This window comes from Xanthomonas sp. LF06-19, from assembly GCF_034105425.1.
Taxonomy (GTDB): Bacteria; Pseudomonadota; Gammaproteobacteria; order Xanthomonadales; family Xanthomonadaceae; genus Xanthomonas_A; species Xanthomonas_A sontii.
In genome coordinates this window covers 281,199-305,050 of sequence record NZ_JAXGGH010000003.1, presented here as the reverse complement: position 1 = coordinate 305,050, position 23,852 = coordinate 281,199, and the positions used below count along the sequence as shown (strand labels likewise).

19 protein-coding genes are annotated in these 23,852 nt (G+C 69.1%); 7 read left to right on the top strand and 12 right to left on the bottom strand.

What is annotated here, in order from left to right; genetic code table 11:
• The first annotated feature begins 3 nt into the window (after positions 1–3).
• The 4 genes from SLW55_RS08285 (at position 4) to tkt (ending at position 6,408) form a co-directional block, all read left to right on the top strand.
• Entirely contained in the window at positions 4–1,710 is a 1,707-nt protein-coding gene (locus tag SLW55_RS08285; RefSeq protein WP_320744996.1) for a BatD family protein, read from the top strand.
• 145 nt (positions 1,711–1,855) lie between these two features.
• Positions 1,856–2,626 carry a hypothetical protein gene (locus SLW55_RS08280; RefSeq protein WP_320744944.1) on the top strand — a complete coding sequence of 257 codons (771 nt, stop codon included), beginning with the start codon at positions 1,856–1,858 and terminating at the stop codon, positions 2,624–2,626.
• 260 nt (positions 2,627–2,886) lie between these two features.
• Complete coding sequence (locus SLW55_RS08275; protein WP_295967826.1) at positions 2,887–4,197, top strand: dicarboxylate/amino acid:cation symporter; 1,311 nt, start codon at positions 2,887–2,889, stop codon at positions 4,195–4,197.
• Between the two features lie 210 nt (positions 4,198–4,407).
• The gene (gene tkt, locus SLW55_RS08270; RefSeq protein WP_267099954.1) at positions 4,408–6,408 is read left to right on the top strand and encodes a transketolase; all 2,001 of its coding nucleotides are present in this window, start codon (positions 4,408–4,410) and stop codon (positions 6,406–6,408) included.
• 214 nt (positions 6,409–6,622) lie between these two features.
• Here tkt and SLW55_RS08265 read toward each other — a convergent pair whose 3' ends face one another.
• The 8 genes from SLW55_RS08265 to SLW55_RS08230 all read right to left on the bottom strand — a co-directional run bounded on the left by SLW55_RS08265 (position 6,623) and on the right by SLW55_RS08230 (position 18,361).
• Positions 6,623–7,360, bottom strand: coding sequence for a DUF2894 domain-containing protein (locus SLW55_RS08265; protein ID WP_320744943.1), 738 nt, complete (start codon positions 7,358–7,360; stop codon positions 6,623–6,625).
• A complete protein-coding gene (locus SLW55_RS08260; protein WP_320744942.1) occupies positions 7,350–8,000 on the bottom strand; it encodes an OmpA family protein in 651 nt (216 codons plus the stop codon). Before SLW55_RS08260 ends, SLW55_RS08265 begins: the two co-directional genes overlap by 11 nt.
• Complete coding sequence (locus SLW55_RS08255) at positions 7,997–10,453, bottom strand: DUF802 domain-containing protein (protein WP_320744941.1); 2,457 nt, start codon at positions 10,451–10,453, stop codon at positions 7,997–7,999. The genes SLW55_RS08260 and SLW55_RS08255 overlap by 4 nt, the downstream gene beginning before the upstream one ends.
• Positions 10,454–10,463: 10 nt before the next feature.
• Entirely contained in the window at positions 10,464–11,195 is a 732-nt protein-coding gene (locus SLW55_RS08250) for a DUF3348 domain-containing protein (protein WP_295958441.1), read from the bottom strand.
• 126 nt (positions 11,196–11,321) lie between these two features.
• Entirely contained in the window at positions 11,322–11,756 is a 435-nt protein-coding gene (locus SLW55_RS08245; protein WP_320744940.1) for a hypothetical protein, read from the bottom strand.
• Between the two features lie 300 nt (positions 11,757–12,056).
• A complete protein-coding gene (locus SLW55_RS08240; RefSeq protein WP_320744939.1) occupies positions 12,057–14,786 on the bottom strand; it encodes a TonB-dependent receptor in 2,730 nt (909 codons plus the stop codon).
• Between the two features lie 133 nt (positions 14,787–14,919).
• Positions 14,920–16,041, bottom strand: coding sequence for a phosphatidylinositol-specific phospholipase C1-like protein (locus tag SLW55_RS08235; RefSeq protein WP_152236138.1), 1,122 nt, complete (start codon positions 16,039–16,041; stop codon positions 14,920–14,922).
• A gap of 364 nt (positions 16,042–16,405) precedes the next feature.
• Entirely contained in the window at positions 16,406–18,361 is a 1,956-nt protein-coding gene (locus tag SLW55_RS08230; RefSeq protein WP_320744938.1) for an acetyl-CoA hydrolase/transferase C-terminal domain-containing protein, read from the bottom strand.
• Between the two features lie 201 nt (positions 18,362–18,562).
• Here SLW55_RS08230 and SLW55_RS08225 point away from each other — a divergent pair, with 201 nt between their 5' ends.
• From SLW55_RS08225 to SLW55_RS08215, 3 genes are read left to right on the top strand one after another with little or no spacing between them, the layout of a single operon-like run.
• Positions 18,563–18,931 (top strand): BlaI/MecI/CopY family transcriptional regulator, encoded by a 369-nt coding sequence (locus SLW55_RS08225; RefSeq protein ID WP_010340889.1) that lies wholly within the window; start codon positions 18,563–18,565, stop codon positions 18,929–18,931.
• Positions 18,921–20,354, top strand: coding sequence for a TonB family protein (locus SLW55_RS08220; RefSeq protein WP_267083770.1), 1,434 nt, complete (start codon positions 18,921–18,923; stop codon positions 20,352–20,354). Before SLW55_RS08225 ends, SLW55_RS08220 begins: the two co-directional genes overlap by 11 nt.
• Entirely contained in the window at positions 20,351–20,947 is a 597-nt protein-coding gene (locus SLW55_RS08215; RefSeq protein ID WP_320744937.1) for a hypothetical protein, read from the top strand. The genes SLW55_RS08220 and SLW55_RS08215 overlap by 4 nt, the downstream gene beginning before the upstream one ends.
• A 45-nt stretch (positions 20,948–20,992) precedes the next feature.
• Here SLW55_RS08215 and SLW55_RS08210 read toward each other — a convergent pair whose 3' ends face one another.
• From SLW55_RS08210 to modA, 4 genes are read right to left on the bottom strand one after another with little or no spacing between them, the layout of a single operon-like run.
• Positions 20,993–21,550, bottom strand: coding sequence for a flavin reductase family protein (locus SLW55_RS08210; RefSeq protein ID WP_267082963.1), 558 nt, complete (start codon positions 21,548–21,550; stop codon positions 20,993–20,995).
• 60 nt (positions 21,551–21,610) lie between these two features.
• Positions 21,611–22,228, bottom strand: a complete 618-nt coding sequence (locus SLW55_RS08205; protein WP_320744995.1) for an ATP-binding cassette domain-containing protein — start codon at positions 22,226–22,228, stop codon at positions 21,611–21,613.
• 28 nt (positions 22,229–22,256) lie between these two features.
• Positions 22,257–22,952: a molybdate ABC transporter permease subunit gene (gene modB / locus SLW55_RS08200; RefSeq protein WP_295914656.1), complete on the bottom strand. Its 696-nt coding sequence runs from the start codon at positions 22,950–22,952 to the stop codon at positions 22,257–22,259.
• A gap of 9 nt (positions 22,953–22,961) precedes the next feature.
• On the bottom strand, positions 22,962–23,741 hold the full coding sequence (modA, locus tag SLW55_RS08195) for a molybdate ABC transporter substrate-binding protein (protein ID WP_017917367.1): 780 nt from the start codon (positions 23,739–23,741) through the stop codon (positions 22,962–22,964).
• Positions 23,742–23,852 lie beyond the last annotated feature (111 nt).

Below are 23,852 nucleotides of genomic sequence, written 5' to 3'. Positions count from 1 at the left end.
CTGATGGTGTTGGCCGCGCTGCTGCTGGCGCTGCCGGCGGCTGCCGCCACGCGCGCGTGGCTGGATCGCGACAACGTCGGCGCCGGCGAGGGCGTGACCCTCAACATCGAGACCGACCAGGCGGCGGCCACGCCGGACTACGCGCCGCTGCGCGCGGATTTCGCGCTCAGCAACGAGGTCAAGAGCCGGCAGATGCAGATCGTCAACGGCGCGGTCTCGTCGAAGTCCTTGTTCGGGGTGATGCTGACGCCGCGCAGCACCGGCACGCTGGAGATTCCGTCGCTGCAGGTCGGCAACGAACGCACCGCGCCCTTGCGGCTGGAGGTGGCCGCGGCCAGCGCCGCGGTGCCGGCCACCGCCAATGCCGACGTGCCCGCGCAGGTGGGCAACGCCGACGTATTCGTGCAGACCGTCGTCGACGACGCGCGGCCCTACGTGCAGCAGAGCGTGGGCGTGGTGGTGCGGCTGTATCTCGGCGTGCCGCTGAGCTCGGGCGAACTGGACCTGGACGCGCCGGCCGGCGCGTCGCTGCAGCGCGTCGGCGACGACATCCAGAACCGCCGTCAGATGGACGGGCGCATGTACACGGTGGTCGAGCGGCACTACCTGCTGGTGCCCGAGCGCAGCGGCTCGCTGCTGTTGCCGGGCGCGCGCTTCAGCGGCCGCGGCCCCACCGGCTTCTTCGACGACTACTTCGGCCGCGGCGGCGAACTCAATGCGCGCGGTACCGCGCAGACCCTGCAGGTGCGCGCGCAGCCGGCCAATGCGCCGCAGCCGTGGCTGCCGCTGCACGAACTGCGCCTGCGCTACACCGCCACGCCGCAGCGTGCCAAGGCCGGCGAGGCTGCCGACATCGTGGTCGAGGCCACGGCACGCGGCGCGACCCAGGCGCAGTTCCCCGAACTGCCCACGCCCAGTGTCGATGGCGCGCAGGTGTTCGCCGAGCCGCCGCAGGTGCAGGAACGCTTCGTCGATGGCGGGCCGCAGGTGACCGTCACCCGTCGCTACTCGATCGTGCCGCAGGCGGCCGGCCCGTTGCTGGTGCGCGGCGTGCGCATGCCGTGGTGGGACGTGGGCGCCGGCGCCGCGCGCGAGGCCAGCCTGCCGGACCTGACCCTGCAGGTGCAGCCCGGACAGGGCGTGCCCGCGCCGGCCCCCGCCCCGGTCACCCCCGCGGCGCCGACGCTGAGCGTGGTTCCCGCTGACACCGCGGTGGCGCCGACGCATACCCTGCGCGGGTGGCTCGCGTCGTCGCCGCTGTGGATGGCGCTTGCCGCGGGCTTCGCGGTGCTGTGGCTGGCGACCCTGGTCTGGGCCTGGCGCCGCTTGCGCCGTGCACGCGGCGTTGCAGCGCTGCCGGGCTCGGCAGCCAACGCTGCGCCGGGTGCGACATCGGCACCCGCGACGGCGCGCGCCGCATTGCCGGAATTGCGCAAGGCCCTGGACAGCGGCGGTCTGGACGAGGTCGCGGCGATCCTGTGCGCGCAGGCCGGCGTCGCCGACCTGGATACGGTGGTGCAGCGTCTGGACGATCCGGCGCAGCGCGATGCGGTGCTGCGCATGCAGCACGCACGCTGGGGCGGTGGCGGCGATGTGACCGGTGCGCGCGCCGCGTTGCGTCAGGCGTTCTGGGCCGGACCGCGCTGGCGCGCTACGTCGCGCAAGCAAGACAAGGACGAGCTGCCGCCGCTGTATCCGCGCGACGCCTGAATCCATCGTTGTGCCTTCTGCGAGCACTTGCAGCGATGCAGTGTGACGAAAACGTCGTGGTGTGATCGCTGTCGTGCCTGGTCCAGTGAAGCGCGATAGATTTGGTGGCGCTGCCGGAAGCAGCGCCACTTAGGAGGATCGCAACATGAAAAGGGTTTTCACATTGGCTGTATTGACTGCCTGCTGTTTAGGTGCCGCGCCGTCGGAGGTAAGGGCCGCCAACTCTTCGATCGGTCCCCTGGCAACGTGCGGAGGAATTAGCAGCCAAGTGTTCGCAGGTGGGTACGTTGTCAATCGCACATGTGATGGTTCGAACATAAGCGGCTTCGGGACGACGCTGGACGACGCCGTAAGCAATGTTAATGAGTTCTCGAAGTTGCTGGATCAAGGATTGAGTTGTTCATACGGGAGTTTTCAGGCCACTCCAGGTGCATTCAATACCAACTTCAACTGTTCCCTGAAAAATGCCGGTGGAGGGCTCGGGAGATCGGGGCAGATTACTGGTATCGGTACCACGGCAACCGACGCTGGGAATAACGTGCTGGACTTTGCGAAGTTGTATGCGGCCTCATCGGGCTACCAATGTTCGTCCGCGCAAATCCAGCTGTTGAATGGTGGGTTCATTACCGATTTCTCGTGTGCTTACCCGAATACGGGTGGTGGGTTGGGAAGGTCGGATACGATCAGTGGCATTGGATCTACTTCAACGGAAGCGGCCCAAAATGCCAGGGGCTTCGCCGAGTTGGCGGCATCAGTCAAGCGCGTATGCCGCACGACATCTGGTTCGATCCGCCTCAATGGCGTCATCTTTGAGGTCACTTTCACCTGCTCAAATACGGGGCGGGCGGTCGTGGGCTATGGAAGTACGCTGACCTCGGCAGGTAGGGATGCATTGATGCAGGCACAGTCCCAGTAAGGCCTCGATAACGTGAATGATGCGAATGGCGTGACCCAGCTTCGCGCCATTCGCGTCTTCAGTGAGCGTGGGGAGCCGCTTCGCAACTACCTGCGTTTGTGTGCGAGCGCAGCTGTGGCTGGCGGAGCGTGGTTGCTAAGCCTGTTGTCGCGACGGCGCCGATAGAAGGCGGCCTTGCCATGCAATCGCACTAGGCCCGTTTGTTCGATGCTTGCTCATGGTTTGTTAAGCTGGGAGTTCCTCCTTGCAAGGCGCACACCATGACCCATACCCCCGTGAAGGCCGAAACCGGCATGCCGTTGCATTGGAAAATGGCGATCGGCTTCGTCCTGGGGCTGGTGCTGGGGCTGGTGGTGCACATGAGCGTAGGCGGCGATGCGGCCTGGGTGCAGGCGCTGACCAAGTACCTCACCACGCCGTTCTCCAAGCTGTTCCTCAACCTGATCTTCATGCTGATCGTGCCGCTGCTGTTCTCGGCGCTGGTGATGGGCATTTCGGAGATGGGCGACATCCGCGCGCTCGGCCGGATCGGCTGGAAGACGCTGGGCTACACGGTGGTGCTGTCGGGTGTGGCGGTGCTGCTGGGTCTGGTGCTGGTGAACGTGCTCAAGCCGGGCATCGGCGTGGATCGCGAGCTGGCGCAGCAACTGCTGCAGCAGAACGTGGAGCGCACCGCGCAGATCGTCGACCAGAGCAAGCACCAGCCGCACGGCATGGACATGCTGCTGTCGATCGTGCCCGACAACGTGGTCGAAGCCGCGTCCAGCAATGGCGCGATCCTGTCGCTGATGTTCTTCGCGGTGATGTTCGGCGTGGGCATGGTGCTCAGCGAAGACGCCAAGGTGGCGACGCTGCGCCGCGGCATCGAGGGCGTGTTCGAGATCTCGATGACCCTGATCGGGCTGGTGATCCGCCTGGCGCCGTATGCGGTGGCCTGCTTCATGTTCAACCTGGCGGCATTGTTCGGCTTCGAGCTGCTGGTGCGGCTGGGCGCCTACGTGGGCGTGGTGGTGCTGGCGCTGGGCCTGCACATGGTGGTGAGTTACGGCGTGGCGGTGCGCCTGGCCGGGCGCTCGCCGCTGTGGTTCTTCCGCGCCACCCGCGAGGCGACGGTGATGGCGTTTTCCACCGCGTCCAGCAACGCCACCCTGCCGACCGCGCTGCGCGTGGCCGACCAGATGGGGCTGCCGCACAAGGTCTCGCGTTTCGTGCTCACCGTCGGCGCCACCGCCAACCAGAACGGCACCGCGCTGTTCGAGGGCGTGACGGTGATCTTCCTGGCCCAGTTCTTCGGCGTGGAGCTGAGCATCGCGCAGCAGTGCATGGTGATGCTGGTCTGTATTCTCGGCGGCATCGGCACCGCGGGCGTCCCGTCCGGCTCGCTGCCGGTGGTGGCGCTGATCTGCGCGATGGTCGGGGTGGACCCGGTCGGCATCGGCATGATCCTGGGCGTCAACCATTTCCTGGACATGTGCCGTACCGCGCTGAACGTGACCGGCGACCTGGCCCTGACCACAATGGTGGCCAAGGGGGAGGATGGCGGGGATTCGGGAGTCGGGATTCGGGATTGATGAAGGTGGCAGCGTCGCGGCCTGAACCGGCCGCGCGTGAGAGCGGCCTCAGCCGCGATGGGCCTTGCGGTGAACGCCAGTCGCGGCTGAAGCCGCTCCTGCGCCATCTCAGGCGTCCAGCCGGTGACGCTACCAATCCCCAATCCCCAATCCCCGCCTGTGGGACAATAGTGGGCCCGACGCCACGCGCCCGCTTCCGACAGATCCCTCATGACGACGCCTACCCGCCGCGAACTCGCCAACGCGATCCGTTTCCTTGCCGCCGACGCGGTCGAGGCCGCCAATTCCGGCCATCCCGGCATGCCGATGGGCATGGCCGACATCGCCGAAGTGCTGTGGAACGACTTCCTCAGCCACAACCCGAACAACCCGCACTGGTTCAACCGCGACCGCTTCGTGCTGTCCAATGGCCATGGTTCGATGCTGCAGTACGCGCTGCTGCACCTGTCCGGCTACGACCTGCCGATCGAGGAGCTCAAGCGCTTTCGTCAGCTGCACAGCAAGACCGCCGGCCACCCGGAGCGCAGCGAGACCCCCGGGGTGGAGACCACCACCGGTCCGCTCGGCCAAGGCTTCGCCAACGCGGTCGGTTTCGCACTGGCCGAAAAGCTGCTGGCGCAGCGCTACAACCGCCCCGAGCACCAGATCGTCGACCACCGTACCTGGGTGTTCATGGGCGACGGCTGCATGATGGAAGGCGTGTCCCACGAAGCCGCGTCGCTGGCCGGCACCTGGGGCCTGGGCAAGCTGGTGGCGTTCTGGGACAACAACCATATCTCCATCGACGGCAACACCGCCGGCTGGTTCAGCGACAACACCCCCGCCCGGTTCGAGGCCTATCACTGGCACGTGATCCGCGATGTCGACGGCCAGGATGCCGATGCGGTCAAGGCCGCGATCGAGGCGGCGATCGCCGAGAGCGAGAAGCCGACCCTGATCTGCTGCCGCACCACCATCGGCTTCGGTGCGCCGACCAAGGCCGGCAAGGAATCCTCGCATGGCGCCGCGCTGGGCAAGGAAGAGCTGGAAGGCGCGCGCAAGGCGCTGAACTGGCCGTACGCGCCGTTCGAGATCCCGCAGGCGATCTACGACGGCTGGCGCGCCGGTGGTGCCGGCACGCTGCGCCAGGCCGAGTGGGAGCAGGCCTTCGACAAGTACGCCAAGCAGTACCCGGCCGAAGCCGCGGAACTGACCCGCCGCTCGCATGGCGAGCTGCCGGAAGACTTCCTCGCCCAGGCCGACGCTTACATCGCCAAGCAGGCCGCCGAAGGCCAGACCATCGCCTCGCGCAAGGCCTCGCAGATGGCGATCGAGGCGTTCGCGCCGCTGCTGCCGGAACTGGTCGGCGGGTCGGCCGACCTGGCGCATTCCAACCTGACCCTGTGGAAGGCCAGCAAGTCGGTCGCTAGCGACGACCCGAACGCCAACTACGTGTACTACGGCGTGCGCGAGTTCGGCATGACCGCCATCGCCAACGGTCTGGCGCTGCATGGCGGCTTCATTCCGTTCGACGCCACCTTCCTGGTGTTCAGCGACTATGCGCGCAACGGCGTGCGCATGAGCGCGCTGATCCCGGCGCATGCGATCCACGTCTACACCCACGACTCGATCGGCCTGGGCGAGGACGGCCCGACCCATCAGCCGGTGGAGCATCTGGCGTCGCTGCGCTACATCCCCAACAACGACGTGTGGCGCCCCTGCGACACGGTGGAGTCGGCGGTGAGCTGGAAGGCCGCGATCACCCGCAAGGACGGCCCGAGCTGCCTGGTGTTCAGCCGCCAGAACCTGCCGTTCCAGGCTCGCACTGAGGCGCAGATCAAGCTGATCGAGCGCGGCGGTTACGTGCTGGCCGATGCCGAGGGCGGCACGCCCGACGTGATCCTGATCGGCACCGGTTCGGAGGTGGGCCTGGCGGTGGAAGCCAAGCAGGCGCTGGATGCCGCGGGCCTGAAGACCCGCGTGGTGTCGATGCCCTGCACCGACGTGTTCGATCGCCAGGACGCCGCCTACCGCGAGTCGGTGCTGCCGTCGGCGGTGCGCAAGCGCGTGGCGGTGGAAGCCGGGGTCACCGCGTTCTGGCGCGCCTACGTGGGCCTGGATGGCGCCGTGGTCGGCATCGACAGCTTCGGCGCCTCGGCGCCGGCGAACGTGCTGTACAAGCACTTCCAGATCACCGCCGAGCACGTGGTGGCGGCGGCGAAGGCGCTGTAAGCCGAGAGCCACGATGGTGACGAAAAAGGCCGGCGCATGCCGGCCTTTTTCTTGCCTGGATGGCGTGTGCCGTATGAGAGAACGCGCATCTCGGAGGAGCGGCTTCAGCCGCGACCGAGGTTCCGTGTAACGCCATTCGCGGCTGATCCCCGAAAAGGGGACAAGAGCCGCTCCTACAACGACGGTGTCGGCGTCACGTGCATTGGCGATGCGATCAACCGCGCTTGCGCGGCTTGCTGCGGGATGTCGTCGGTTTGCCTGCGGCGCTGCCGGGGTGCTGCGGCTTCGCCAGTGCGCCGCCGTCGTGCAGTTGCTGCAGCCAGGACAGTGCATCGACGTAGGACAGGAAGTGCTGCAGGTAGCCGGGCGAGAGCGTGCGCATCAGCGCCAATGCGCGATGCACCAGCACGCCGGAGTTGAGCGGGCCGGCGTCGGCGGGGGCCGGTTGCAGCGACTGCCGCAATTGGCTGCGGCTGCGCAGTTCTGTCCACAGCCGGCGCGCGTCTTCGACCGCGGGCAGTTGCGGTGCGGTGAGTCGCGCCGCTGCGGTGGGCAAGGGCGATGGTGCGGGGAGTTCCGTGTCGATGGCATCGGTCGCCGTGGAGGCTTCGCCGTTGGCCTCCAGGTTGGCGCCGTGGTCGTTGCCGGCGCGGATCGCAACGGCCGCGTGGCGGGACTGCGCCAGCAAGGCGCCGAGCGGGCCGGGTTGCATCGCCCGCACTGCGGCCTCGGCATCGCCAGCGCTTTGCGGTGCCGCGGCCAGCGCCGCGGCGTACGCGTCGAGCAACGCGGACAGCTTCTGCTCCAGCAGTTCCCGCGCCTTGCCCTGCTGCGCCTCGGTGCGGCGCGCCAGCGCTTCGAGGAAGCGGAAGCGCAGCGGGTCCAGCCGCTCGGCATGCTCAGCACGCCAGGCGGCGAGGCGATCGGTGGCGGCGATCCGATCAGGGCGCATGCGGTGACGCGGCACTCTTGCGCATGCGCGGCAGCGGCGCCATCTCCACGCGGCGGTTGCTGGCGCGCCCGGCCTCGTCGCTGTTCGGCGCCACCGGTTGCTGCGCGCCGAAGGCGGCGGCGAAGACCGCATCGGCCGGTACGCCGGCCTCGATCAGCGCGCGGGTCACGGTCAACGCGCGTTCGGCCGACAGTTCCCAGTTGTCGGCGAACTGGCGATTGCTCTCGCGTACCTGGCGATCGTCGGTGAAGCCGCTGACCATCAGGATCTCGTCGCGCGCCTTGAGGTAGCCGGCCAGCGGCGCGGCCAGGCTCTTCAGCAGGTCGCGGCCTTCCGGCTGCAATTGGTCGGAGTTCAGCGCGAACAGCACGTTGCCGCGGATACCGATGCGGCCGTCGACCAGGGTCACCCGGCCGGCTGCCAGCGGTGCCGCCAGCGCCTGTTCCAGGGTCTTGCGCTGCTGCGCTTCAAGCTGGCGCTGGCGCATCTCCGCATCCAGCTTATTCGACAGCTGCAGTTGCACGCCGATCACCCCGATCAGGATCAGCACGAAGGCGCCGAGCAGTACCGACATCAGGTCGCCGAACACCGCCCAGACCGGCGCGCCGCTGTCGGCGTCCAGTTCCAGTTCGTCGCTCATGGTGCGTCGGCCTGGTCGGGCGCCTGGCGCGCGGCGAGCTGGCGCAGCTCCTCGGTGATCTGCTGCTGCGAGAGCATGCTCAGGTCGATCACCTCACGCGCCTGCGCCACGTAGTAGGCCAGTTGTTCGTCGCTGCGCGCCAGCGACTTGTCCAGCACCTGCTCGATGCCCTGCAGGCGTTCCAGCAGGGCGGCGTTGGATTCGCCGAAGGCCTGCACCGCGCCGGAGAACGCGTCGCCCAGGCTGGCTACCTCGGTGGCGCCGGCGACGACCTGCGCGGCAGCGTCGTCGAGCTTGCCGGTCTGCGCGTCGATCTGCTCAGTGAAGCGGCTGCCGACGCGCTCCAGCAGATCGGCCGACGTCGCGACCAGGGCGTCCACCGCGCTGCGCTGTTCGGTGGACGCGTGGTTGACCGCCTCCAGCAGGGTCTGCAGCGTGGCCAGCAGGCGATTGCGCTCGTCGAGCATGGCAGTGTCGCGGACCATGCTGTCGGAAAGCTTCTGGCGCAATTCCGCGACCACGTCGGCCGCGGCCTTCGGCGCTTCCGAGGCCACCTGCACCAGCCGTTCGATCTCGGCGATGGTGTCGCGCGCCTGCGCCTGGCTCTGTTCCGACATGGCCGCGGCGGTCTCCTGCAGGGTGCTGCAGATATCCTGCTGGCGCTGTGCGATGCGCTCGCCATGGTGCTCCCACTGTCCGCCGAGGGTCGCGGCCATGCTGGCGAAGCTGTCGGTCCAGGCACGCAGACGCGCCTGGTCGCGCGCTTCCAGTGCCTCCTGCAGGTCGGCATGGGCCTGCTGCAGCGTTTCGGCGAGGGCGGCGGCGCGCTGTTCCAGGCTGGCCGCGGCGGTGTCCAACGCTTGCGCGTTGCGCGTGGCCAGGGCCTCGTTGACCTCGCGTTGCTGCGCCAGCGCCGCGCTCCATGCCTGTTGCACGGCCTCGACGGTGGCGTCCAGGCGGGTCGCCACGGTCTCCAGCGCCTGCGTCGTGTGCGTGGCGAGGGTGTCGTTGATCGCGCGCTGCTGTGCCATCGCAGCGTCCCAGCCCTGCTGTGCGGCCTCGGCGGTGGCGTCCAGGCGCGTCGCCACGGTGTCCAGTGCCTGCGCGTTGCGTGCGACCAGTGCCGCGTTGGCCTCGCGCTGCTGTTCCAGTGCCGTGCTCCAGGCTTGCTGGGCAGCTTCGGCGGTGGCATCCAGGCGGCTGGCCACTGCGTCCAGTGCCTGTGCCTGGCGCGCGGCGAGGCCGTCGTTCGCTTCGCGTTGCTGCGCCATCGCCTCGGTCCAAGCCTGCCTGGCGTCGTCGCTGGCGGCTTGCAGGCGTGCCGCTGTCGCTTCGACCAGCGTGGTGGCACGTTGCTCCAGACCGTCGCCGGCGCGTTGCAGCGCGCCGCCCAGTTCCTGCAGCAGCGCGCCATTGACGCGTTGCTGCTCGGCCAGCGCGCTGTCCCAGCGCTGCGTGGCCTGCTCGGCGGCCTGGGCGAAGCCGCTGGCCAGGCCGTCCAGTTGCCGCTGCACCGCCTGGCCGACGCTGTCCTGCAGCGCGGCGGTCTCGCGCGCCACGCCGTCGAGCGTGCGTTGCACCACCGGTTCCAGCGCGTCGCCGAACGCCCGCGCATGCGCGGCCACGCCGGCCTGCAGGGCGTGTTCGACCGCGCCGGCCAGGCGCGTGTAGGCGGCCTCGGTGCGGCTGTGGAAGGCGTCCTGGCTGCTGGCCAGGCGTTCGCCGCTGACCGCGCTGTGCTGTTCCAGCGCCGCCATCATCGTCTGCATGCGCTCGATCAGGCCGGGCATCAGCGTGGCCTGGGTCTGCAGCAGCTTGAAGGCCTCGTTGCGCTGGTAGGCCAGCGAATGCGTGCGCAGCGCGGTCGCGGCGTGCAGGTCCAGGTGCTGCACCGCCTGCAGGCGCTCGCGCCGGCACAGCGCGGCGAGCAGGCCGAGCATCGCCGAGGCGGCGACGCCGGCGATGGAGGTGCCGAAGGCGAAGCCCAGGCCCTTCAGCGGCGCCGCCAGCGAGGCGCGGATGGCATTCAGATCGGTGGCGCTGTCCAGTGCCAGGCCGGTGCCGCGCAGGGTGGCCATCATGCCCAGGAAGGTGCCGAGCATGCCCAGCAGCACCAGCAGGCCGACCAGGTACGGGGTCAGCGCCGGCACCGGCAGGGCCGCGCGCTCGCCTTCGATGCGCAGGCGCACCGCGTTGCGCAGGCTCGGGTGCAGCCGTTGCAGCCAGCCGCCCAGGTCGTCGCGCGCGGACTCGGCCTCGATCAGCGCGGTCTGCAACGTCGCCGTGGCTTGGCGATAGCGGTACAGCTCGGCGATGCCGGCCAGGTAGCACAGGCCGATCAGCGCGGCGAAGCTGGCGCCCAGCGGGTTGGAGCCGAGATAGCCGACGCCGATCCAGCAGACCACGGCGAGGCCGGCAAGGAACAGGACGGAATGGAGCAGGGTCTTGGGCATGAGGGTCGAATCAACGGCTGCGAAGCGCGGCGAGCAGCGCTTCGATGGGATGGAAACGGACGTCCAGCTCGGCGCGCAACACGCTGTGCAGGTCCTGGCGGAACAGGTCCAGCCAGGCCGTGTCGGCAGGCGCCGGCGGAACGTCGGTGAGGGATGGATCGGGGGCGGGCGCGGCGGCCGCGCGCAGGCGCTGGAAATGCGCTTCCAGCAGGTTGGGCACCGTCGCCAGCAGGGTCTGCTCGCGCGGGCTCAGGGTCAGTTCCATCACCGCATCGACCTCGGCCAGCCGCGCCATCTCCGGCGAGAGCGGGACCAGGGCATCGCGCAGCAGGCCGCGCAGGCGCCCGGTCGCGGTCAGCATCGCGCGCTGCAGCGCCTGGTAGCGCTGGCGGAACGGCGCGTAGTCGATCGGTGCGTCGGGGTCGTGCTGGCGCTTGCCCACGGGCTTGCCGGTTTCCTTGGCGATGTCCAGGGCGATGCTCTCTTCCAGTGCAGCGCGCACGCGGCCGCATTCGGCCTCCAGGGCCGACGGTTCCGGCGCCTCGGGGGCGTCCTCGGCAGGCTCGGGCAGTTTGCCGTCCAGCGCCCGCGACACCGCCACCGCGCGGTTCCAGTCGATCCATTGGCCGAGCCGGTCGGCCAGCGCAGGGCTGGACGCGGGCATCGACGCATCGCTCAGGCGCGCCAGCAGGCGAATGAAGGCCGGGCCCGGGACGGGCGCCCGTGGAGGGGCTTTCGCCATGTGAGTGGTCAAAAACCCGCAATTTTACACGCGAATGACATCGGCTGCCCGGAGGCGGCCGATGCCGACCCGCAAGGGGACGCCAGCGACCTCAGCGCGCCTGGCGTTCGGTGCGAATGCGTTGCCTCATTTGCACTGCGGCTTGTTCATCTTGATGTCTTTCAGATCGGCAGCGGTATACGGCGCCGCGGGGCGGTTCGGGTCGTTCTGCATGTTCTGGTAGAGATTGGCCAGTGCCTGCAGATGGCCGTCTTCGCCGCTGCCGAAACGCTGCTGTTCCGAAGCCTTGGCGCCATACAGGCCATTGCACAGCAGGGCTTTCCTGAAGATCTTCAGTACTTCAACGCGCGCATAGTAGGTCTGCAGGCGCTGTGCGGCGTCTTGCGGTTGGTGATTGATCTTCGCGTAGTTGCTGTTGCAACGCGGACCGAGGTCCGTCGGATAGGCAGCGGCGATGCCCGCGCAACTGGCGACGGTGGCGGGCGGAGCGGCCAGCGCAGCAAAGGGCAGGAGTGTCGACAGCACGAGCAGAAGAGCGCGGAACGATGGGCGCATGTTCATCGAAGGGAATCCTTGGTCGCAATGGGATGGATGGTTGGCTTGCGCGCCATGCAGACATGGTCGTCGCGCAGCCACTGTCGCTGCGTGCCGATATGTGCGGGATCGGGAAATGTCCCTAGATGCCCGGGCCTTCAGCCCGAGGAAGCGCGATGCAGCTTGCGGAGGATTGCCGCACCCCTCGATGCTTCGGCGCCAGGAGTGGCTTCTGAGGGCGGGTCGCGGCGCTGGTGCATCCTGCCCAGTGCCTAGCGTGCAGTTTGCACGCAAGGCACTCGCCGCAGCGGCGGAGGCAGGGCAGCGTCAGTAGGTATAGCTCAGCGTGAGCATGTACACGCGCCCGGTTTCCACGTAGGCGCCGTCGGCACCGGGGTCGTAGGCCATGTAGCGGGTGGACTTGCCCTGGGTCTCGTAGAACGTGGCCGAATTCAGCAGGTTCTTGGCAGCGATGCCGACGTCGATGCCGTGCGGCAGGTGGTAGGTGGCGGTGAAGTCCAGCGACTTGACCGGCTGCAGGTAGTAGTTGAGCCGGTCGCTGGTCAGGCCGAGCAGTTGCAGGCCGGTGTAGTTGTAGCTCAGGTCGGCGCGCAGGCGGCTGTCGTCGTAGAACAGGTCCAGGTTGTAGATGCGCTCGGGCGCACGCGGCAGCCAGGTCTTTTCGGGCTGGTCGGCGCGCTTGCTGTCGGCGGAACTGTGTTGCAGGGTCAGGTTGGCGGCGATACCGAAGTTGCTCCAGAACCCAGGCAGATCCTGCAGGCGCTTGCTGCCGGCCAGTTCCACGCCGTACAGCGTCGCGGTGCCGCCGTTCTGCGGCATGGTCACCGGCACGCCGTCCTCGAAGGTGGTGCCGGTCGGGACCAGGCCGCCGAGCGTGTTGTCGTTGCTGGTCGCCGACTGCGAGGTGTAGATGAAGCCGGTGATGCGCTTGTAGTAGGTCGAGGCGCTGAGCACGCCGCCGTTGCGGTCGTAGAACTCCGCGGACAGGTCGGCGTTGTCGGCCTTGCTCGGCTGCAGGTCGGGATTGGGTTTGGAGATGCCGATGACCTTCTGGGTGGGGTCGACCGTGTACACGGTCTCGCCGGAGATCAGCCCGAACGCCGGGCGGCTGAAGCTGCGCCGCAGCGAGGCGCGGTAGACGGTCAGCTCGTCCGGGCGGTAGTTGAGGCTGATGCCCGGCAATACTTCGCCATAGGTGCGGCCGCTGCCGACGAAACGGCCGTTGATGCCGTCGCCGTTCGATTGCCAGGCATCGGCGGAGTAGCGGGTCAGTTCGTAGCGCACCCCGGGCAGCACGGTGACCGCGCCGACATGCAGCGTGGCCATCGCGTAGCCGGCGTAGATCGCCTCGGTACTGGAGGTGGTGTTGGCGTTGTAGTCGTTGGCGGTGTAGACGCCAGCCCCGTTGGGATCGTTGACGTACTTGTACGGCAACGCCTGCGCGCGCACCCAGTCGCGGTCGAGGATCTTGAACGGGCCGGCGTAATGGCCATCGAAGGCCGCATAGGTGAGGCGGCCGGGCAGGGCGCTCAGCGGCGGGCCGCCGGCGTTGGGGAACACGTAGTTGCTGCCGCCGAAATACGGGCCGTTGTAGACGAAATTGCCGTCCTTGTGGAAGAACGGATGATCGTAGGAGCCGCGGTCGGCGTGGTCGAGCGACAGGCCGGTCTTGACCTCGTCGAGCACGTCGCCGTCCACGCGGTAGCTGATGTCGGCATGCGCGCTGGCGCGGTTGTCGTGGCTGCCGGCATCGTGGCCCTGGGTCTTCCAGAACAGCGCCGAATCCAGGCTGTAGAAGAAATTCTTCAGGGCCGGCGAGCTCGGGCCGATGCTCGGATAGGTCGGGTCGCTCAGGTCGAACGCGAAGCTGCCAGGGGTGAAGCCGTACAGGCTTGCGGCGACGTAGTCCGGACGGCTGCGCGTGCCGCGTCCGAAGGAACTGCCGTAATCGAAGCGCAGACGATCCAGCGTGGTCTGCCCGCCCAGTTGCAGCGTGGCCAGGGTTTCCTTGATGTCGTGGGTGTTGAAGTAGCCGCCACGCACCGCGGTCGGCTGACTGTTGACGGTTTCCAGGCGTGCGCTGGATTGGTCCTGCTGGCCGATGACGTTGTAGCTGCCGTAGATGGCGCGCGCGAAAAGGGTGGTGTGCTCGCCCTGCCAGTCGAAGGCGAGGTTGCCGCCGTAGCGCTCGATCTGGCTGGTGTAGACGCTGTACTTGTAGCGGGCGCTGAGCAGCGGGCCGACATCGCGCAGATCCACTGCCTTGGCCTGCGCCGGATCCGCCGGGAAGTACGCGCTGTTGGGCGCCGGCGCCTGCGCCATGTTGTTGTTCTTGCCGTAGTAGGCCGAGGCATAGACGCCGAACGCGTGGTCGTCGCCGAACTTCCAGGCCAGCTCCTGTTGCACCGTGCCGCCGGTGTGCTTGCCGCCGAGGTCGGAAGCGAGCGCGTTGAATTCGCCTTGCGTGGTGGTCTTGCCGTAGAAGTCGCCGTCGAAGTCGAACGCGCTGGGCGTGCGCATGTCGATCGCGCCGCCGATCGCGTCGCCCGGCAGGTCCGGGGTCGGCGACTTGGAGACCTTGACCGACTGGATGCCGAACGGCGCGAGCATGTTCAGCGAGATCGCACGCGTGGACGAATCGGTCTCGGGCATGCCGAAGCCGTTGAGACGGTAGCTGTTGTAGCTGGCATCCAGGCCGCGGATGCTGACGTAGGCATTTTCGCCGGTGGTGGCCTGGCCCAGGTGCATGTCGCTGTAGGCCGACAGGCCGGGCAGGTGCGCGACCACGTCGGCGATGCCGGCCGAGGGAATCGCGTCGATCTGCTGCTTGCTCATCACGCTGTTGACGCCGTTGGACAGGCGCTGTTCGTCCAGCGAACCCGGAGCGGTGGCCTGCGTGGCCTGGACGTTCACCGAATCCAGGGTGGTGGTGCGCGCGCTGGCGTCAGCGGGGTCGTTGGCGCGGGCGGTTGGCGAGAGCGCAAGCGCGAGGGCGATGGCACAGCACAGGGGGCAGGGGCGATGGAACGGGAGCATGGGGGTGGCTCGTTGGGGGGAAACAGCGGTTGCGATCCGAAGTCCGGACACGCCGATGCCGGCGCGCGGATCGCCCAGGCCTTCCATTGCGTACGTGTGGGGCGTGGCCGCGACGTCGCGCGGCCAATGGCGTTCAGTGGCGCAGGTCGACGCCGTGGCAGTCGGCCTGCGGACGCTGCGGATTGCAGCGGGCGACGGCGTCGCCGGGGAAGCGCACCACGTAGCCGGAGGCGGCAGGCTCGTGATCGGGAAAGTCGGTGCTGAGCAGTTGCGCGCCGCTGGCGAGCATGGCGTCGCGTCGCGCAGTGTCGTTGCGCAGGGCTTCCTTGAGGTCCGCGTCGGTGCGGGTGCGCACCAGGTAGCCGGCCTTCACCAGCGTCGCGATCTCGTCGGCGCTGCCGTCGTTGCGTTCGACGAAGGCGGCGTCGTCTGTGCCGGGATCGGCATTGGTGAAGCACACGCGGCCGCGCAAGGACGGATGGCCGGCCAGGTAGGCCGGGCCGATCGAACGCTGGTCGAGCAGGAACACCACCTTGCCGCGCGCCGCGGAGAGCGCAGGCCAGCCCTGCGCGAGCACGGCGGCGTTGAGCGTGGCCGCGCTGCCGCGTACCTGGTCGGGGCTGATGTAGTCGTTCGCGGCGAACACCGAGCGCAGTTCGGCGTCCAGCGCGTCCAGCGCCTTGCCGTCGAACGGCTCCGGCTGCACCGTGGGAAAGGCCGCCGGCACGGTGGATTGCTTGGTTTCCAGCAGGATGAAGATCGGCAGATGCCCGGGGTGCCGTTGCGACCACGCCCGGACCTCTCGCAGGCAGGCCAGCAGCGGCTGGCAGGTGCTGCGCTGGTCGAGGTCCTGGATGTGCATGACCTTGAAGCCCGGCCGCTGCATCACGCCCGGCGCGGCGGTCGGCGGAGCCGACGGCAGCCCGGCCTTGGCGAGCTGGTCGATCATCGCTGGGTGCGCGTAGCGTCCGCCCTTGGCGTCGGCGTAGATGTCCAGTTCGATCTGGCGCACGCCGTCGTCCAGTTGCTGCGTCAATGGCGGATGCCGGTAGTCCAGCACCGCGAACGTCGCTGGATCCAGGCGTTTCCACAGCGCCGCTTCGCTGGGCGCGAAGCCGGCGTGGTAGCTGTTGTGGCTGCCGATGTACTGCAGGTCGCTAAGCCTGGGTGCGGCGCACAGCGCAGATGGCAACAGCGCCAACACCGCCAGCAGGGCGCGCAGCGCAGCTGGCGCGTTGCGGAGTTTCGACGACATCGGGACAGAACGTTGGGGGAGCATCGTGGCCACGCTTGGTAACGATATCTCGACAGCATCCCGAGTGGAGTTGACGCGGGTGTTGCCAAATCGTGTCATGGTCCGCGCTGTGCCACGATCGTGTGCGGTGTCCTATGCACGCATGACCGTCGTCACGTTGTCGCGGCTGGTTTGGACAAGCACCGCCGGCGATGCGCTTTTGCCGCAACTCAGTGCGAAGTGTTGTCGTTGTTGCGAGAGCGACTTGGCCGCGACCGGCATTCCCGATCGCGCGCGTTGCGGCTGTAGGCCCAGGTCACGTCGAGCTGCTTCTACACGTAAACCCTGCGTCGCCGGGTGGCTCCCTGCCATTGCTGTGCGTGCGTCATTGCGGCGTGCGCGTGCGCTGCAGGGCGAATGCCAGCAACGTCGCGTCCAGCCGTTCGCCGAGGCTGCGCGGCGCGTCCAGCCCCATGCGCTGCATGCAGGCGGCATCCGCCGCGGGACGCGCCAGCACCGCGCTGGCCACCGTCTTCAGCTTGGCGCCGGTGCTGGCAGTGTGCTGCTGAAGCCAGGACAGGGCGCGCAGCAGGCGCTGCTCGACCTCGGTGAAATCGCTGCCCAGCGGATAGTCGGGCAGGGTGCCGTCGCGGCGGAACGGCGCCAGCGCGTCGCGCACGCGCGCAGCCTGATTGCGTTGCCAGTGCGTGGGTGCTGCGAAGTCGGCGGCCAGCTTGCCGTTGGCCTTCGCCGTCTCCAGCAACGCAAGTTGCGCCTGCACGTCGGCGATCCCGACCATCGCCGCGATGCAGTCCTCGTCGGTCAGACCGCGCAGGTCGGCGATACCGTACTCGTTGACGTAGAGGTCGCGCAGGTGCCGCGGGATGGTGGTGTGGCCGTAGTTCCAGCGCACGTTCGACTGCGTTGCGCCGGCATCGCTGCGGACGGCGCGGAACATCAGCACGCTGCGCGCGTCGTCCAGCGCGTGCGCCATGGACACGAAGTTGTACTGGCCGCCGACGCCGGACACCACGCGGCCATCGTCCAATGCATCGGACACCGCCGCGCCTAGCGCGGTGGCCATCATGCACGAGTTGAAGAAGCGCGCCTCGCGCCGCTGTACCCGGCGCAGCGCCTCGCCGCCGTAGAGCTGGTTGATCTCGCTGATGCGGCGCATGCCGATCGCCGCGCGCGCCTGCGGATCCATGTCGCGCAGCCAGGCGTAGAACTCCGGCGAACCCAGGTAGAACGCGCCTTGCAGGTATTCGCCCTCGCGCTCCAGACGCTGCAGGTCCTGCGCATCGGCAGTGCCGTCGGCCACGCGCTGCAGCAGCGGCGCGTCGTCGAGCACCTTGCGCCGGATTACCCCGCACTGGACCAGTTGCCGGAAGCCCTCGTTGAGCATCTCGCTGCAGCCGAACAGGCCGACCGCGAACGGCTCCAGGCCGCCGCATTCGCGTACCGCCGGATGCCGCTCCAGTTCCGGATCCAGCGCCGCCAGCACCTGCCGGTAGCGCGCGTTGTCGGTATGCCGCAGCACCAGCGCATGGCACAGCGCATCGGCCAGGGTGCCGATGCCGATCTGCAGGGTGCCGCCGTCGCGCACCAGCGTGCTGGCGTACAGGCCGATGGCGTAATCGGCGTCGGCGACCGGCTGCCGCGGCAGCCCGAACAGGCGCGGATACGGCCCCGGCGGCGTCACCACCACGTCGAAGAAGCTCGGCTCCACCGCCGCGCAGCCGCCGATCCACGGCAACTGCGGATCGACTTCGGCCACCAGCAGCGGCCGCGGCAGGCCGCGCCGCTGCACCGCGGCCAGGGTGTCCTGGGTGATGTCGTTGTTGCACGAGAACGACAGCCGGGTGCCGTCGGGTTCGCGCGCCACCTTCTGCACGATCAGGTTCGGCGCGCGCTGCGCCACCGCGTCGGCGGCATGCGTGTAGTTGAGGCTGGTGTAGCTGCGCTGCGCCTGGGTCGAGCGCAGCAGCGCGCCGGACTGCATGTAGAACTCTTCGACCTGGATGTGCGCCGGCAGCGCATCGCGCTGCATCGCCTGCACGTAACGCAGGCGCGGGAAGTCCTCGCCGAAGTGGCGCTGCACGAACGGCCGCGCGAAACGGCCCTGCAGCCCGCCGCCGGGCGCCGGCGGATTGAGCGAGAGTGCGGTGTAGATCTGCAGCGGCCGCGTCGGATCGTGTTCGATGCGCTCGTACAGCGCGTTGAGCAGGCGATGCGGCTTGCCCAGGCCCAGCGGTGCGCCCACGCGCAGCGGGCCGGCGATGCGCTGCAGGATCAGGTCGGCAGCGGCGTCGAGGTCGTCGAGGTGATCGGTCATCGGCATAGCTTAGAGGGTGCGCCGGCGATTGCGTGGATCGTGGTGCGCGCGCGATGCGCGGGGTGCCGCGGCGTACGCGATTGGCAGCGACGACCCCCGGGCGTGGTGGCATGCCGATCACCAGGACATCCGACGCTGCGCAAAAAAGCGCTTGACATGCGTTTTGTTTACGCGCGTAATCAATAAAAATTTACGGGCGTAAACGCAATGTCGATCAGCGACGCGGAAGCCGTGGTCATGGAGGTGCTGTGGGAGCGGCACCCGCTCAGCGCCGAAGAGGTGTTCGCCGCCTTGTCCGGGCATGGCGGCTGGGCCGAACCCACGGTCAAGACCCTGCTCAACCGCTTGCTCAACAAGGGCGCGATCCGCGCCGACAAACAAGGCCGCCGCTATCTGTACACGCCCCTGCTGCAGCGCGCGCAGTGGGTGCAGCAACAGAGCGAAGGCCTGCTCGACCGCCTGTTCGGCGGCCGTATCGCGCCGTTGGTGGCGCACTTCAGCGAACGCGGCAAGCTCAGCGATGCCGATATCGCCGAACTCAAACGACTGATCCAGGAGCTGGACGATGAGCATTGACGGGATCGTGAGGGACCTCGAGAGTACCGCGCTGGTCGTCAGCGTGGCCATCGCGGCGGTGCTGGCATTGCGCGTGCCGATGCGGCGCGCGTTCGGCGCCGGCATCGCCTACGCGCTATGGATCGCGGTGCCATTGGCGCTGCTGGCGGCACTGTTGCCGAGCGGTTGGCGTCCAGCGTTGCCGGCGGGCTTGGCGCTGGACATGCCGGCGGTGCTGGTCGGCGTGACACGGGCGCAGATGTCGGTAGGCGACGGCGTGTCGGCGAGCGGACAGGCCACGGTCTGGTTGTTGTCGTTGTGGCTGGCGGGTGCGCTGGCCTCGGCGGCCGTGCTGTGGCGGCAGCAGCGCCGCTACCGGCGCAGCCTGGGTCGCTTGCAGCCTGGCGAGGATGGCGTGCTGGTCGCCGAGCATGCGCTGCATGGGCCGCTGGTGCTGGGCGCGTGGCGGCCGCAGGTGGTGGTGCCGATGGACTTCGCCGCGCGCTATCCGCCGCCGCAGGCGCAACTGGTGCTGGCGCACGAACGCATGCATATCGCCCGCGGCGACACCCGCAGCAATCTGCTGCTCGCCGTGCTGCGCTGCGTGTACTGGTTCAATCCGCTGCTGCACTGGGCGGCCACGCGCTTCCGCCTGGATCAGGAACTGGCTTGCGATGCCGCGGTGCTGGTTCGCCATCCCGGCACGCGCCGGCATTACGCCGAGGCGATGCTGCAGACCCAGTTGGACGCGCTTGCCTTGCCGGTGGGGTGCCATTGGCAGGCGGGCAGCGTTCTGTGCCAGCGCATTGCCTTGCTGCGGCGCCCGGCGGTGCGTGGTTGGCGGCGTCGTCTGGGCCTCGCGGCGGTGACGCTGGCCGCGTTGAGCGGGAGTGCGGTGGTCTTGGCGCTGCCAACCGCTGCGCCGGTCGGCGGGATGGCGCGCGACTTGGTGGCGAGCGAGATGGAGAGTGCGCCCGCGCCGCAGCGCGGAGCTGCCAACGCGCGGGCGACGCGGCCGGCCAAGATGATCGACCTGACCCCGCCGAAGTATCCAGAGGAGGCAGTGCGTGCTGGCATCTCAGGGAAGGTGATGCTGCTGGTCGAACTTGACGCACACGGGAGGCCGAGCGATGTGCGCGTGCTCGACCATGGCAGCGGTAGTGCGGTATTGGATGCGGCGGCGGTGTCCGCCGCCTGGAAGTGGCGCTTCTCTCCGGCGACCGAACACGGCCGGCCGGTGCCCAGCCGCATGAAGATACCGGTGGCGTTCGACGTGGAAATGGATCCCGTGGCGGCACCGGCGGGCGTCGCCGAGGCTGCGGACTACCGTTGGTACCGCCTGGACGAGGGCGCCGGCGATGCGGTGGCGAGCCTGTGCGACAAGACGTTCGCGGGTACCAGCGGCGCCGCGCCGCTGTGCGGCATGGCGCGGACCGTGCGATGAGTGCGCACTTGCGGGCCGGCATGCTGCTGGCTCTGGTCCTTTCCGGCTGCGCCAGCCACGTGCCGAAAGACGCGCCGCAACCGACCCAGCGCATCGACTCGGTGGATCAGCGCATGCTGGAAACAGGATTCGGCGCGGCGCCCGGTGCGGCGGCGGTGCAGTCGTATCGGATGCAGCCGCAGGAAGTGTTCCGCATGCCGCAACCGCTGCAGGCGCCGACGCCGCAGTTGCCGAGCGAGTCGCCGCGCCGCACGCTGGCCCCGACCGCGGTCTGCGTGCGGGTGATCCTGTCCGCGCAAGGCACGGTGGAGCGCAGCGCCCTGTTGAACGATCGCCCGGACTGCAGCGCGGGTGCGCAGCCGGAGATGGCCGATCTGCTGCAGGTGGTGCAGGAGACGGTCGCGCAGTGGCGCTTCGTGCCGGCGGCGATCTGTACCTATGCCGATCCGGTGCAGCGGCCGGCGCAGGAGGGACGCTGCGACGATGCGCAGTCGGTGCAGGAGGTGCCGGTGACGCTGGCCTACGCGTTCACCTTCGAGGTCCGACAGGGCAAGGCCAGCGTGCAGTCGGGGCGCGTCGGCGGCGCGCGCTGAGCGCCGCGATCGCCGCGTGCGGTCTGCCTTGCCCGTTGCCGGGAACTACAGCATCTCCGGCTTGAACAGGCGCCGCCGCGAGATCTCCGCGCCTGACAGCATGAAGCGGCCGTCGCCCCGGTAGTGCAGGGTGCGCGGCCGCTTGGGCGAGGCGGCGACGTGCGCCTTGACCACCTCCCATACGAACAGGCCATGTTTGCCGATCTGGCTGCCGTCGTGCAGGCGGCATTCGAAGCTGGCGTAGCACTCGGCGATCAGCGGCGCCGCCACGTGCGTGGCGGGCACCGCGGTGAGGCCGAAGTGCGCGAACTTGTCCAGGTCCGCACCACTGGTATTGCCGATGCCGACCACAGTGTCGACCAGGTCGGCGGTGGGAAGGTTGATCACGCATTGCTTGCTGCGCCGGAGCAGCGCGAAGCTGTGGTTGGCGCTGGAGATGCAGCAGGCGAGCAGCGAGGGCGAGAACTCCAGCACCATGTGCCAGCCCAGGGTCATCACGTCGCGCTGCTGCTTCCAGGCCGAACTGACCAGCACCACCGGGCCCGGCTCGAGGAAGCGGCGCACGTCCTGCGTGGGGAAGTCGAGCTTGCGGTAGCGGCGCATGCGCAGTCTGCCGTGGCGGGGCCTTCAGTCTCGCCGGCCCGGGTGAACGCGACGTCTGCGTCAGTCCAGCCGATGCACCGCGTCGGCGATGCGCGCTACTTCCTCGGCCTGGTGGCTGACGTAGAGCATCGGCAGGCGCACGTCGTCGCGCACGCGCTGCAGGTAGGGGATCAGTTCGCTGCGGCGGTCGGCGTCCAGCGCCGACAGCGGTTCGTCGAACAGCAGCAGCGACGGCTGCGACAGCAGTGCGCGGCCGATCGCCACGCGTTGCGCTTCGCCGCCGGAGAGCGTGTCGGGGCGCCGCCCGAGCAGGGCGCCGATACCGAGCAGGTCGACCACCGCATCCAGTGCGAAGCGCGCCGGCCGGCCGCGGCCGTGGCGGCCATAGCCGAGGTTGCGGCGCACGTCCATGTGCGGGAACAGGCGCGCGTCCTGGAACACGTAGCCGATGCCGCGGCGATGCGCCGGCAGGTCGATGCCGGCAGCGCTGTCGTACAGCACCCGGCCATCGATGGCGATGCGCCCGCTGCGCGGCGGCAGCACGCCGGCGATGGCGTTGAGCAGGCTGGTCTTGCCCGCACCGGACGGACCGACCAGCGCGACCACGCGCGCCTGTTCCTCGATGCGCACGTGGCGGGCGAAACGGCCGCGCTGCAACTGCAGGTCGATGCTCAGCATCGGTGCAGGCTCCGAGTGCATGCGCGGCTCATGCATCCGCCTCCGCGCCGCGCTGGCGCCGGACCAGCCATTCGGAGGCCAGCAAGGCGCCCAGCGAGATCGCCAGCGCCACCGCCGCCAGCCGCCAGATGCCGGCTTCGGCGCCGGGCACCTGCAGCAGGCTGTAGATCGCCGAGGCCAGGGTCTGGGTCTGTCCGGGGATATTGGAGACGAAGGTGATGGTGGCGCCGAACTCGCCCAGCGCCTTGGCGAAGCCGAGTACGCCGCCGGCGACCACGCCGGGCCATGCCAGGGGCAGGGTGATGGTGAAGAACACCCGCCATGGGCCGGCGCCCAGCGTGGCGGCCGCCGCTTCCAGGCGACGGTCGGTGGACTCCACTGCCAGGCGGATCGCCCGCACCATCAGCGGAAAGCCCATCACCGCGCTGGCCAGCGCCGCGCCGGTCCAGCGGAACGCGAACTGCACGCCCAGGTGCTCGAACAGCCAGCCGCCGATCGGCCCCTGCAGGCCGAACAGTTGTAGCAGCGCGTAGCCGGTGACGATCGGCGGCATCACCAGCGGCAGGTGCAGCAGCGCGTCCAGCAACGATTTGCCGAAGAAGCGGCGCCGCGCCAGCAACCAGCCGCAGGCCACGGCGAACGGCAGGCTGGCCAGCGCCGCGACCAGCGCGACCTTGACGCTCAGCGCGATCGCGGTCAGTTCCTGCGCGGTGAAATCGAACAACGCCAGGCCTCAACGGGCGAGCGAGAAACCGTGGCGACGGAAGATCGCCTGTGCCGGTGGCGTGCCCAGCCAGCGCACGAACTCGGCGGCGGCCTTGGCTTGCGGGCTCGCACGCAGCGGCGCCACCGGATACACGATCGGCGCGTGGCTGTCGGCGGGGAAGGTCGCCACCACCCGCACCTTGGGCTCGGCCTGGGCGTCGGACCCGTAGACGATGCCCAGCGGCGCTTCGCCGCGCGCCACCAGCATCAGCGCGCTGCGCACGCTCTCGCTCTCGGCCAGGCGCGGCTGCACGCTGTCCCACTGACCCAGCGCCTGCAGTGCGGCGCGCGCGTACTTGCCGGCCGGCACACTGGCGGTCTGGCCGACCGCCAGGCGCCCCTGCGCGCCGAGCGCGGCGAGCAGCGCGCCGGGTTTGCGCAGGTCGACCTGGGCCTTGCTGGCGGCCGGCGCCACCAGCACCAGGGTGTTGCCGAGCAGGTCGCGGCGCAGTGCCGGATCGATCAACTTGCGCTGCTGCAGGTAGTCCATCCACTCCTGGTCGGCGGAGACGAACACGTCCGCCGGCGCGCCCTGTTCCACCTGCCGGGCCAGCGTGGAGCTGGCGGCGTAGGACACCTGCACGGGGGTGCCGCTGGCGCGCTGGTAGGCGCTGGCGGCCTCGTCCAGCGATTCCTTGAGGCTGGCGGCGGCGAACACGGTCAGCGGCGTCTGCGCCGAGACCGGCGCGATCGCGGTGGCGACGATCAAGGTGCACAGGCACAGCAGGCGGCGCAGCGGTCGGGTCATGGGTCACTCCAGCGGCGGGCAGGTAGGCGATGCGGCAGGGCGCGGCGGCGCGCGCGTACGGTCGCGCAGCGCTGTCGCAACTCCGCATCCTAGCGCGCCGGCGGCGCGCTG